Source organism: Coprococcus sp. AM11-30B, from assembly GCF_027674365.1.
Lineage (GTDB): Bacteria > Bacillota > Clostridia > Lachnospirales > Lachnospiraceae > Allocoprococcus > Allocoprococcus comes.
In genome coordinates, this window is sequence record NZ_JAQDVB010000004.1 from 58302 (window position 1) to 70059 (window position 11758).

11 protein-coding genes are annotated in these 11758 nt (G+C 47.0%); all 11 read right to left on the minus strand.

Features of this window, described 5'->3' with window-relative positions; translation table 11 throughout:
• Window positions 1-258: 258 nt before the first annotated feature.
• Window positions 259-1374, minus strand: coding sequence for a nitrogenase component 1 (locus tag PGU50_RS03175; protein WP_270246121.1), 1116 nt, complete (start codon window positions 1372-1374; stop codon window positions 259-261).
• A complete protein-coding gene (locus tag PGU50_RS03180) occupies window positions 1371-2711 on the minus strand; it encodes a nitrogenase component 1 (RefSeq protein WP_270246122.1) in 1341 nt (446 codons plus the stop codon). Before PGU50_RS03180 ends, PGU50_RS03175 begins: the two co-directional genes overlap by 4 nt.
• On the minus strand, window positions 2705-3472 hold the full coding sequence (locus PGU50_RS03185) for a nucleotide-binding protein (protein WP_118199438.1): 768 nt from the start codon (window positions 3470-3472) through the stop codon (window positions 2705-2707). The genes PGU50_RS03180 and PGU50_RS03185 overlap by 7 nt, the downstream gene beginning before the upstream one ends.
• The gene (locus PGU50_RS03190) at window positions 3469-3741 is read right to left on the minus strand and encodes a TM1266 family iron-only hydrogenase system putative regulator (RefSeq protein WP_008372338.1); all 273 of its coding nucleotides are present in this window, start codon (window positions 3739-3741) and stop codon (window positions 3469-3471) included. Before PGU50_RS03190 ends, PGU50_RS03185 begins: the two co-directional genes overlap by 4 nt.
• 52 nt (window positions 3742-3793) lie before the next feature.
• Window positions 3794-4813, minus strand: a complete 1020-nt coding sequence (gene hypE / locus PGU50_RS03195; RefSeq protein WP_243263129.1) for a hydrogenase expression/formation protein HypE — start codon at window positions 4811-4813, stop codon at window positions 3794-3796.
• Window positions 4814-4913: 100 nt separating this feature from the next.
• Complete coding sequence (gene hypD, locus PGU50_RS03200; protein ID WP_022220583.1) at window positions 4914-5966, minus strand: hydrogenase formation protein HypD; 1053 nt, start codon at window positions 5964-5966, stop codon at window positions 4914-4916.
• The gene (locus PGU50_RS03205; protein ID WP_118199436.1) at window positions 5966-6175 is read right to left on the minus strand and encodes a HypC/HybG/HupF family hydrogenase formation chaperone; all 210 of its coding nucleotides are present in this window, start codon (window positions 6173-6175) and stop codon (window positions 5966-5968) included. Before PGU50_RS03205 ends, hypD begins: the two co-directional genes overlap by 1 nt.
• Window positions 6176-6288: 113 nt before the next feature.
• A complete protein-coding gene (gene hypF / locus PGU50_RS03210; protein WP_270246123.1) occupies window positions 6289-8619 on the minus strand; it encodes a carbamoyltransferase HypF in 2331 nt (776 codons plus the stop codon).
• On the minus strand, window positions 8620-9660 hold the full coding sequence (locus PGU50_RS03215) for a nitrogenase component 1 (RefSeq protein WP_118199434.1): 1041 nt from the start codon (window positions 9658-9660) through the stop codon (window positions 8620-8622).
• 1 nt (window position 9661) lies between these two features.
• Window positions 9662-10942 (minus strand): nitrogenase component 1, encoded by a 1281-nt coding sequence (locus PGU50_RS03220; protein WP_173825065.1) that lies wholly within the window; start codon window positions 10940-10942, stop codon window positions 9662-9664.
• A 5-nt stretch (window positions 10943-10947) separates the two neighbouring features.
• Complete coding sequence (locus PGU50_RS03225) at window positions 10948-11703, minus strand: nucleotide-binding protein (protein ID WP_118199432.1); 756 nt, start codon at window positions 11701-11703, stop codon at window positions 10948-10950.
• Between the last annotated feature and the right edge of the window lie 55 nt (window positions 11704-11758).

The window sequence follows — 11758 nt, forward strand, 5'->3', positions numbered from 1 at the left end:
AATTATAGCAGTTCTTTTACAAAAAAACAGCATCATTTTTAATGTTATTTGTAATTTTTCTCACCTTTTTCCTCGTTACTCTGCATTTCTCCGCCATTTGTCACGTTCTTCTGCTATTTTAACCTTCAAAAAACGGTCCGCCAATTTCCTATGGAATAAAAAAAGAAAATCCTTCTCAGATCTTTCTCCAAAAAGCATTTTCTCTTTTTACAGATATTCTTTTTTCATAACCGCTGCTTCGGCACGCATATCCGGTCCTTAGACCAGTTTTCCCAGCACCGGAAGCTTTTTCAGATAAATTCTTCCGGAAAATGCAATATGCGGCAACTCATAAAATTCACAGTTCTTCGGACAGATCGGTTTATATAACGGATCTGCCACAATGATCTCTGCATCTTTTAATGCCTCTTCCATCTCTTCTTCTCCGCAAGCCCATCTGTCCCCATCTGCCAGTAAGCCATCTGTTTCTTCCAGTGGACAAAGCACTTCCACACGACAGTCATACTTTTCTTCGATTCCCGCCGCCAGGGATTCCATGATCACAGGTTCCCCGACCAAAGTCACCTTCCGATCTTTTCTTCCCTGCATCCGATCCTTTCGATATGGTATCTGCTCTTTTTCTTCCAGTGCTTTCGCAATCCGCTCTGTATAAGAACCAATCGGCGTTCCAACCACATACGGGGTTCCGAACTTTTCTTCCAGCACTTTCGCCGCACGAAGCCCGACCGAAGATACCACCAGATTCACCTCTGCTTCTCCTGCCTGCAAAAATGCATCCAGTTCATCTCCCATTGCCCAGGTAGACAGCACCTTCCATCCACAGGCTTTCAGGTTCTCTTTCAGCACCTCTACATGAGATACCGGTCCAAAGTCCAGCGGTGTCACACCAAGCAGATTGACGGTACGTGCCTGAATCCGTCCTGTCTTTTCCCCGGTAAATCTTTTCGCGATCTCCTCTAATGCAATTCCTGCCCCATACACATAATCATGCATTCCGTTCGTCGGTACTGCAAATGCAAGAATCCCGGTTTCTTCTTCCAGTACCTGTGCCAGTGCCGGAAAATCGGTTCCATTCATATACGGAATTGGGGATCCTGCAAGGGCAATAAATTTCGGATGCATCTCCCTTGCTGCCTCTTTGATATCATCCAGAAATTTTTCATCATTTCCCATGATCGCATCAATTTCTGTCAGACCGGAAATATAGATCAGACTGTCCTGATCGTACCAGCGGATCTCATCGTGAGTGTTGTAGGTTGAATTGCATCCGGACGGGTCGTGCATGACTGTCATGCCGCCAAGCTCATAAAGTGCAGAACACACACCGGATACATCCGCTGTATAAATTGGTATGATTCGATAAGATTGTCTCATATACAGCTTTCACACCCCCATCCTTTTCGCACAACCAAATCTTCCGTGTCTTTTTCTTCGATAAATGCTTCGGCCATAAGCTCTGCCGTCCTGCGGATCCCGTCAAATCCGTAAAGACCGCCGCCCTGTACCATATTGACAAAATACGGACTTCCTGTAAACCATGCCGCCTTCTGTCCGATCGCCAGTATTTTTTCATCCGATGTTCTCGGAAGCACACGCATTTTCACCTGGATCGTTGCAATCAACTGCAGATCCGGTGCATGCTCCTTCAGCCACTCAAATTCTGCTTTTTCTTCCGGACTGATGGAATCCAGATAGATCCGTATTACCCGGAAACCATGAGTAAGCAGAAGCTTTGCAAGTCCCAGTGGACGCGGATGGTACAGATAATCAATGGCAACCGCAGTGTCTCCGATCACCTCATGCGCCTTTTCCAGTGCCTTTTCACAGGCAGCAATTTCCTCTTCTACTGAAATCATTTTCTCCAGCTTTCCATAGCCCATTGCCTGGCAGAAATTTTCCAGCTGTGCTGTGATCTCTTTATAATCAAAGCTGCCCGGCAGATACAGGTATGGCCGTTTCAGACGCTCTGAAAGCACTTCCGCACCATACTTAGATGGTGGATAAGAAGATACAAAAAGTTTTCCTTCGGAAAGTGCCAGATAGTCTTCCCAGCTTTTACATCCCGGCAGTTCCCGGAAGATTCCCTGATGTGCCCGGACGATTCGTTTCAAATCTGCATTTTTTTCCAGTGCGAAATCACTGCCGAGAAAACTCACGGCTTTCTCATCTGCTTTTCGCTTTGGAAGTGGTTCATAAATCGCCTTTCTCAGCTTCTGATCCGGTGTAGGTCCATGCTTCTGCATGATCGGATCCATATAACAGCGGATAAACGTAATCTTCGGGAACCTCTCCTCCAGTTCCTGATACACCCGTTCCAGATCGCATCCCAGAAAATGATGCAGACAGACGGTAAATAAAAGAACTGCTTTCGGTTTTTCTTCCAACTTATTCAGCACATCCGTCACGCCTTCGATGGTGATGTCCTCCAGATTTCCATTTAACAGATTCTCTTCTTTTACGATCACAAAGGAAAACCGGTCAGCCGCATTCATTTCCGCCGCTGTCAGCACCACACCTCGCATGCAGTTATCTGCACAGACATAGATCTGTCTTGCCTCCGGCATCAGCATTCCGGTATGTACGATGTTCCAGTTGCCGTGAACCGGCGAGTTAAATTCAAGTCCCTGTGCAAATGGAACCGGAAATGTGGCATCCTTAATGACTACTGCCGCGCCTTTTTCATCCACCGGATGTCCTACCCGTTTTAACATGGTCTCTCCTCTCCGCACACTGCAAGGATCTGATCTGCCAGCTTCCGGTATTCCTCTGCCATCTGAGAATCCGGTGCGTATTCCAGCAGAACCTTGCCGGCTTCTTCTGCTTCCATCACAAGTTCGCTCCGGTCAAGCCGTCCAATGATCTGCGTGTGAAAATCCTCTGCAAGCTCCCGCACCTTTTCTTCCTCTCTCGGAACCTCTCTTTTATTTAAAATAATACCGCCAAGGGAAGCATATCCCCGGTTCTTGAAATTCTCTACTGCCATTGCAATATTGGCTCCGGCATGGATCGCCATATTTTCACCGGATGTGATGATGAATACCTGATCCGCATAGCCTTTTCGCATGGGCATGGAAAAGCCACCGCAGACTACATCACCAAGTACATCATATAACACGATATCCGGCTGGTAGGTCTCATAAGCACCGGTTTCTTCCAGCTTCTCAAGGGCGGTGATAATCCCGCGTCCTGCACATCCAAGTCCCGGTGTCGGTCCACCTGCTTCTACACAGACCACACCTGCATAGCCAACCGTAACCATATCTTCCAGTTTTAGATTCTGTTGCTTCTGTTGGAACATTTCCAGTACGGTTGGAATCTCCTTTCCGTGTCGGAGCTGGATGGTCGAATCCGCCTTCGGATCACAGCCGATCTGCATGACCTTGTATCCTTTTTCGGCAAGTGCCACCGCAAGATTGGATACAGTTGTGGATTTTCCGATCCCGCCTTTTCCGTACACTGCTATCTTTTTCATTCCGCTTTTTCCTCCGCTTTCGTAATGACGTTCGAGTACGCCGTTTTTGTGGATACCCCATTCAGACGCCCGATCTTCCCTGACAAAGCACTGATCATATCTTGCGGTGCATCAATGGCGATGCTGATGATATTAATTCCCTTCTCCCGGTACGGAATTCCCATTCTTCCAATGATATACTCTCCTGCTTCATGCAGGTAATGGTTCAGTTCCTCAATCGCGGCAGGATTCTCCACAATAATTGAAATGACTGCTACTCTGGTGTCCATGAAAAGTCTCCTTTCTTTTTTGAAATATCACCGATTCCGCATTTCAGATTGTTTAGCAGATACGTGGCAGCAATTCTCCGCCCGGCTGTGGAAGAAGTGCCTGCGTTCCGATTTCTGTAGTCATGACTACTTTCCCCGGCTGCTCTGCAGTTACTTCTCCGATAATTGCCGCATTCTGTGAATACGGACATTTGTGCAGTACTTCTACAATCTTTTCTGCCTCTGCTTTTGGTGCCATAATGACCATTCTTCCTTCACATGCAAGGTAAAGTGGCTCCAGTCCAAGCATTCCGCAGACTCCCTTCACTTCCGGTGCAACCGGAACTTTTTCAGCATCCAGACGGATTCCAACATTACTCTGTCCCGCAATCTCATAAAGTACTGTTCCAACTCCACCTCTTGTCGCATCACGGATGACATGCAGATCATGTGTTGCATTTATCACTTCTTCTACAGTATGCCATAGTGGTGCACAGTCACTGGTCACATCCGCTTCGATTCCGAAGTCTTCTCTTGCAAGAAGGATCGTACAACCATGGCGTCCCACATCTCCGGTCACAATGATTGCGTCTCCCGGCTGTGCCAGTTCTCCTCCGACTTTTACGCCGTCCTCGATCTGTCCCATTCCAGTTGTTGTGATAAATACACCGTCTACCTGTCCCTTTCCTGCTACCTTGGTATCTCCGGATACAATACGGACACCGGCTTCTTTTGCCGTTTTCTCCATTGCTGCTGCAATCTCTTCCAGTTTTTCCATCGGAAATCCTTCTTCAATTACAAATGCACAAGTCAGATAAAGTGGTTTTGCTCCCATACATGCAAGGTCATTAACTGTTCCGCAGATGGAAAGCTTTCCGATATTTCCTCCTGGGAAGAATGCCGGAGATACAATAAATCCATCCGTAGATACTGCCATCTTTCCGACTGGTGGTGTAAGAACTGCCGCATCATCCGCAGTCAGATCCGGATTGGCAAAATGTGCTGCAAATACTTTATCGATCAGCTCTGAAGTCTGCTTTCCGCCGGCTCCGTGTGCCATAGTTACTGTCTGGTTGTCCATTTTATTTTCCATTTTTAACTTCCTTCTCTCCTAATCGTTTCCGTATATATGATACCGGATTGTTCCGGTGTTCCATTCCTTCGTTTCCCTGATACCGGATTGTTCCGCACTTTTATCCCCTGGTATCATACATATAGTAAGCCGAGCATGCGCCCTCGCCGGATACCATGCAGGCTCCTACCGGGTGCTGCGGTGTACATACCTTGCCAAACACCTTGCAGTCGGACGGTTTGCATTTTCCCTGCAGTACATCTCCGCAGCGGCATGCCGGATTTGCTTTTCCTTCGATCTTTGGCATATTGTATTTCTTTCTGGCATCGTATGCTTCCCATTCTTCTCTCAGCTGCATACCGGATCCCGGAATGATTCCAAGACCTCTCCACTCGCTGTCGCATCCTTCCATCAGTTCATTCACCAGCCTCTGTGCCTCACGGCTTCCTTCTCTGGTGACAACTCTCGGATAGCAGTTTACGAAGAACGGCTTTCCTTCCTGGAAGCGTACCAGTGCGACCGCAAGTGCTGTGAGCAGTTCTTTTGCCGTAAATCCTGCTACCACACCGCTGACTCCTTCTTTTACCAGTTCCTCACAAAGTTCGGTCCCCGTGATTGCATTGACGTGTCCCGGATATAAAAATACATCCGCACTGCCTTTGAGTGCCTCGTAGGCTCCCGGCATGGTCTTATTGGCAACCAGAAGAGAATAATTGGAAATTCCATCTTCCTTTGCCTGTTTAACCGAAAGGCATCCTGCAGGTGTCGTTGTCTCAAACCCAACGGATAAAAATGTCACCTGTTCTTCCGGATGATCTTTCGCATATTTTTCCGCATCTGCCGGTGAATAAACGATATGGATCTTTGCTCCTTTTTCTCTTGCTCCGGCAAGGCTCATCTGACTTCCCGGTACGCGGACCAGATCACCAAATGTACAGATCGTCACCTGCTTCTCCAACGCCAGATAAATTGCTTCATCAATAAAGCTGACCGGTGTTACGCAGACCGGGCATCCCGGTCCTGAGATCAGTTCTACCTGCTTTGGCAAAAGTTTTCGGATCCCCAGACGGAAAATTTCATGGGTATGGGTTCCGCATACTTCCATGATCCGCACTGCCGGTCCGTCATAATTTTCTATGATCTCTCTGGCTGTTCGTTTCTTTTGTTCTTCCATTACAGCAGTTCCTCCATAAGCTGACCGGTCTCGCTTTCATCTTCATCGGTGATCTTTGCGATCGCAACTCCGGCGTGGACCATGACGTAATCACCTGGTTCCAGATTCTCCAGGAGCTTGGATGAAACCTCTCTTTTTGCACCGCCTGCGTCAACGACGGCGGTTCCGTTACTGATTTTTACAACTTTTGCTGATAATCCAACACACATGTGGGTAATTCCTCCTTTTCCTCTTTTATTTGTAAGTTCTAATAGCTTTAGATTAACTTTGTTTAAAATTTTTTATGTCTGATTTTAATTTTCTAAATCTATAAAGTCTGGTTTTATTTTATCTCATGCTTCTGTAAATATGCCATTGCGTAGGCTGCCTGACCAAGTGACAATCCTCCGTCATTTGGTGGAATGAGGTGATGGTGCAGGGTGATGAGACCGTGCTTAACCAGACCTTCTTCTACCAGCCGTAGTAGTAAGCGGTTCTGGAAAACTCCACCGCTTAGGGCAACTTTCCGGATTCCGGTCTGATGACTTGCTGTGAGGGCTGCGGATATGATCTGTCTTGCAAGTTCCTGGTGGAACTCGTATGCAAGTTGTCCGGCATCTTCCCCGGCAAGACGTTTTTTTGCGAGGTTTTTGACTAATTCGCCGGTATTTAGAATCAGGCGGTCTTCTGCCGTTTCTGTAAATGGCTTAAGCATGAGGGGTTCGTATGGATGCTGCATTGTTTTTTCGTAAGCTTCTGCTGCGAACTCTAATGCCGTAGATGCTTCTCCCTCGAAAGTGGATTTTTTCCGGATTCCGAGGATAGCACTGACTCCATCAAAGAGACGGCCGGCACTGGTAGATTGAACAGCATTCAGGTGTCGTCCGGTCATTGTCACCAGTACTTTTGCCTCCGGTTCGGTGCAAAGCTCCAGTTTCTTCATCCATTCGACCGTTTTTTCTTTATCCTGCAATTCTTCATAGAGAAGAGAACCGGCAATTCGCCAGCCTTCTTTTGCAGAAAGATCTCCACCTACCTGCCAGAATGGCTTAATGCTGCCAAGTCTTTCAAATCCATCGTAATCACACCGAAGAATTTCTCCACCCCAGATGGTTCCATCCGTTCCATAGCCGGTTCCGTCAAAGGAAACTCCGATCACCGGATCTTCGCAGTCATTTTCTGCCATACAGGACAGAATATGTGCAAAATGGTGCTGTATCTTCAGAACCGGAAGTCCAAGTTCTTCCGCAACAACTGTCGCATTGTATTTCGGATGCAGATCGCATGCCACAACCTTTGGTTCTACCTCCAGAAGTGTTTCCATTCTGCCGATCGTTTCTTTTAAAGCTTCCACGGTGCGCAGATCTTCCAGATCTCCCACATAAGGGGATGGGTAAAATCTGCCGTCCACACCGATACAGAATGTATTTTTCAGTTCTCCTCCAGTGGCAAGTACCTGCCCTTTCCACGACATCTGAACCATGGTCGGAAGTGGCGCATAGCCTCTGGATCTGCGGATCATATATGGCTCGTTTTTATAAAAATCCATCACTGAATCATCGGCACGGATCCGGATTTTCCGGTTGTGGGAAAGCATACAGTCGCACAGACGGGAAAGCTCCTGAATCGCTTCTTTGTCCTCCCTGCAGATCGGTGCACCGGATGTATTTCCACTGGTCATAACCAAAAAAGACGGCATCCGGATTCCATCATCATAGGTAAAGAGAAGAAGCTGTACCGGTGCATACGGCAACATTACTCCAACCTTTGGATTACCAGGTGCAATACTTTCGCAAAGTGTTTCTTCACCATCTTCTTTTTTGTCCAGAAGCAGGATCGGTTTTTGATGTCCGGTCAGAATTTTTTCCTGTTCTTCACTAACCAAGCATTCTCTTTTCACAGATTTCAGATCTTTTGCCATAACTGCAAATGGTTTCGCCGGACGTTTTTTCAGTTCTCTGAGGCGCTTCACCGCCTCTTCATTAGTCGCATCGCAGCACAGGTGGAAACCTCCAATCCCCTTAATCGCCACAATTCCGCCTTCTGCAATGGTTCGTCTGGTGTAAATGATTGCGTCTCTTCCGCGTTCTTCTCTGCCGATCAGGTAAACCTCCGGACCACACTCGTTACAACAGACTGGCTGTGCATCGTATCTCCGGGTTGCCGGATCATAATATTCTTTTGCGCAATCCGGACACATCGGAAATTCTTTCATGCTGGTGCGCTCCCGGTCATACGGAAGGGCATCCAGGATCGTAAGTCTTGGTCCACAGCAGGTACAGTTGATAAATGGATGCAGATATCTACGGTTTTTCGGATCAAACATTTCTTCCTTGCATTCATCACAAATTGCAATATCCGGTGAGACAAAAATCTCACCTTTCGTCTTTTCACTTTCAATGATCGCAAACTCCGTAAAGTCTTCTGCTTCTTCTACCGGCTCAATATTCATTTTCAAAATTGCTGCCCGCTTCGGCGGCTTATTCTCAATATCCGAGATAAATCCATCCACTGCCGCTTCCGGTCCCTGCGCAAAGATTTCCACATACGGACCTTTATTGGACACGCTGCCCCGGATCTGATGCGTAGCCGCATGCCTGCTCACAGTCGGACGAAATCCTACGCCTTGCACGATCCCATAGACGCGGATCTGTTTTGTCACTTCATTTTTCATCTATTCACACAGTCTCCCTGACACTGCAAAATGTCTTGTATTTACGAAGATTCCCTGAAAATCCGGAACCATTTTTTCCATACATGCATCTGCGAAAATGATATCAAATCCACCATTTTTCACAAGATCGATATAATCATCTTCCTCACGCAACGACACATCCTGCGGACAGGCAAGCTCTTTTTTCCTCATAAACCAGGTTGCTGTCTGCACCTCTGCCAAATTCTCTCTTTTAAGAATTTCCTGCCGGATTGCTTCCGCCATCACCTGCTGGTGTACCACAAGGATCTTCTTTCCCTGATAGTCCAGATTCGGAACCAACTCACCTGCTGCCGGATAACCGATCTCATACGGCGTACCAAAGGTCTTTTCCAAATATTTGGCTGCTTCCAGTGCTGCCGCAGATACAACAATATTTTTGCCAGCTTCCGATGCCCTTTCTACTGCCTCAAGCCCATCGCCCATTCCATAGCAAATGGCTTCTTTTCCTTCTTTTTTCAGTTCCTCTCTTACTTTATCTGCTGCTTTCAGATCGCTTACATCCTGTGGCGTCATTCCAAGGATACCGACTTTTTCTTTGCATACCTCATATTTTTCCTTTGCAAATGCAGTAAATAATGCAAGATACGCTTTTTCTTCCCCTTTATCGTAAAGCTCCATTCCGTCGGTATCAATGGCAAGAATCGGAAGGTCGGTCTTTTTTTCACACATTCTTTTCAGTGCCTGGTAATCCGTTCCGATCACAGCCGGAACCGGAGTGCCGACAATCGCCGCAAAATTCGCATCAATCTTATCAGCTGCATCGACCAGCTTTGCGACCAGACGGTCATCTCTTCCAAGGATTGCATCCATATCACGAAGTCCTGCGCTGAATACTGCACTTTTCCGTTCAAACCATCTCGGCTCATCAAAACCGCAGACATTTCCTGTGCATCCTCCCGCGTCGCAGATGACGATGATTCCGCCAAGTTCATATAACACAGACACTGCACCCGACTGATCCGGTGCAAATGGTGTCAGATATTTTCTAAGTCCTCTCATGCTACACCTCCAAAAGGGTTTCAAACAACCGTGTCACACCTGCATAACCATAAGGCTGTCTGTCCTGATTCCAGATCACATTCGGCTGATCCGGATGATAGTATCCCGCATCCTTTCCAATGGTCATATTCACGCCGCTCTTTTCCGGATCGTAGTACAGCATGGTCGGTTCCATATTGGAAAATACCTTCGTCTCCGGGCTGAGCTGGGATAACTGGTTCAGGTAAATAAAGTTCTCTGCTGTCAGTGTTCCATAGATTTCCGGCACCTTAAATCCATATTTGATCATCGCAAGTGCCATTTCAAATGGATCTCCGTTCATGCATTCCCCAATCGCAAAGCTTGCCTCCGGCCGTTTCTCTTTGAATTTCGCCACGGTTTCTTCCGCTTTTTCACGATAAACTTCATCAGAAAATGTCACCCCAAGCACTTTCCCAAATGCCTGATACTGGCTGGCGATCTTGTCTGTCTGGTAGAGTCTCCTGAGTTCAATAAACGGAATCTGCAGACGGTTATGAAAATCCTCTGCCGCAAATCTGGCTTCCGGGTGAAGTACCAGATTAAAATTTGCCTCAGACATGGTCTGATATTCCTCATAGTCCTTGCATCTGGAGATTTCATGGATGGTCTTAACTCCTGCGCTGTGCAAAAGATCATACAGCTCACACTCATCGATCAGCGGCGAGAAAAATCCAAGCAGGTTCACCACATTTCCTTTTTTCTTCTTTGGCTCCAGAAGGGAATATAAAGACTGACGTACATGTACCATCGGCGGCTTTCTTCCTTCTCTTGTCAGCGCGTACATGTAGCATGGTCGAACCGGAAGTCCGGCTCTTTCTTCCGCTTTTCTGCACACACGCTCCATGTCCGTCCCAAGAAGAGCATCTACACAGGTAATACAGATCATCACAACGGACGGTCTCTTTTCACAGCAATTGCAGATTTCTTCTACTGCCTTCGGAATCTTTTTCAAATGACGTCCCGTTACGATATCGGTCTCGTCCATCATCAGATAGAAAAAACGGTTATCATATTCCCTCATGGAACTGATAAGCGAAGTATTTCGTCCACAGCAGCCCGGTGCCACGATCAGCATGATCGAATCCGGCACAGCAAGTCCCGCTCTTTTTACTCCGAATCCTTCTGCTCCCGGTGAGTTAAATGCAAGCGTTGCCGGTGAGCTGTAGATCAGGTGTGTATTCGACCGGAGCTGTGCCGGAATCGCATCTCTTCCCAGTTTATTTAATTCTTTTACGGTACAATAATATGCTTCTTTTGCCATACCTTCTATTCCTCACTCTTCAGTAATAACTCTGCCAGATCAAAAAATTTCTTACTGATCGCGGAATCTTTGTCCCCTTCGATCACCGTCATTCCCTGATCCTCATAGCGGATGATCTCATCACTTCTCGGGATTTCCCCGACGATCGGGATCCCGCTTTTTTCGGAAAATGCCTGTACTTTTTCCGTCTCATTTTCCACATTCCTGTGGTTCAGTACAATACCGAATACTCTGGCATAGCTTCTGTCCTCAAAATTCCTCACCGCACTTGAAATATTATTTGCTGCATAAAGTGCCATCTTTTCTCCGGAAGTTACGATCAGAACCTTTTCGGCGTACCCTTCCCGAATCGGTGCTGCAAAGCCACCGCATACCACGTCACCAAGAACGTCATAAAGTACAACATCCGGCTTATATGTTTCAAATAACTGCAAATCTTCTAACAGCTGGAATGTGGCAATAATCCCGCGCCCCGCGCATCCAAGTCCCGGTGTCGGTCCACCTGTTTCAATGCAGAGCACACCACCATAGCCTTCTTTTGCAATATCTGAAAGCTCCTCCGGTTCTTCATCCTCTTCTCTCATATAATTCATCACCGGTCTGAGCGGCTCGCCGCCAAGCAGATTGATCGTAGAATCTGCTTTCGGATCACATCCAATCTGGATTACTTTCTTTCCCATCGCCGCAAATGCTGCCGCCAGGTTGGACGTAATCGTAGACTTTCCAATACCGCCCTTTCCATAAATTGCAACCTTTAACATAATCCTTTTTCCTTTCTATAACCAAGCAGACAATTTATCGTATACACAAAAAACC

Coding starts and splice junctions, on each gene's coding strand:
- PGU50_RS03175 (WP_270246121.1), bottom strand. CDS start 1,374: ATGAGACAATCTTATCGAATCATACCAATTTATACAGCGGATGTATCC.
- PGU50_RS03180 (WP_270246122.1), bottom strand. CDS start 2,711: ATGTTAAAACGGGTAGGACATCCGGTGGATGAAAAAGGCGCGGCAGTA.
- PGU50_RS03185 (WP_118199438.1), bottom strand. CDS start 3,472: ATGAAAAAGATAGCAGTGTACGGAAAAGGCGGGATCGGAAAATCCACA.
- PGU50_RS03190 (WP_008372338.1), bottom strand. CDS start 3,741: ATGGACACCAGAGTAGCAGTCATTTCAATTATTGTGGAGAATCCTGCC.
- hypE (WP_243263129.1), bottom strand. CDS start 4,813: ATGGAAAATAAAATGGACAACCAGACAGTAACTATGGCACACGGAGCC.
- hypD (WP_022220583.1), bottom strand. CDS start 5,966: ATGGAAGAACAAAAGAAACGAACAGCCAGAGAGATCATAGAAAATTAT.
- PGU50_RS03205 (WP_118199436.1), bottom strand. CDS start 6,175: ATGTGTGTTGGATTATCAGCAAAAGTTGTAAAAATCAGTAACGGAACC.
- hypF (WP_270246123.1), bottom strand. CDS start 8,619: ATGAAAAATGAAGTGACAAAACAGATCCGCGTCTATGGGATCGTGCAA.
- PGU50_RS03215 (WP_118199434.1), bottom strand. CDS start 9,660: ATGAGAGGACTTAGAAAATATCTGACACCATTTGCACCGGATCAGTCG.
- PGU50_RS03220 (WP_173825065.1), bottom strand. CDS start 10,942: ATGGCAAAAGAAGCATATTATTGTACCGTAAAAGAATTAAATAAACTG.
- PGU50_RS03225 (WP_118199432.1), bottom strand. CDS start 11,703: ATGTTAAAGGTTGCAATTTATGGAAAGGGCGGTATTGGAAAGTCTACG.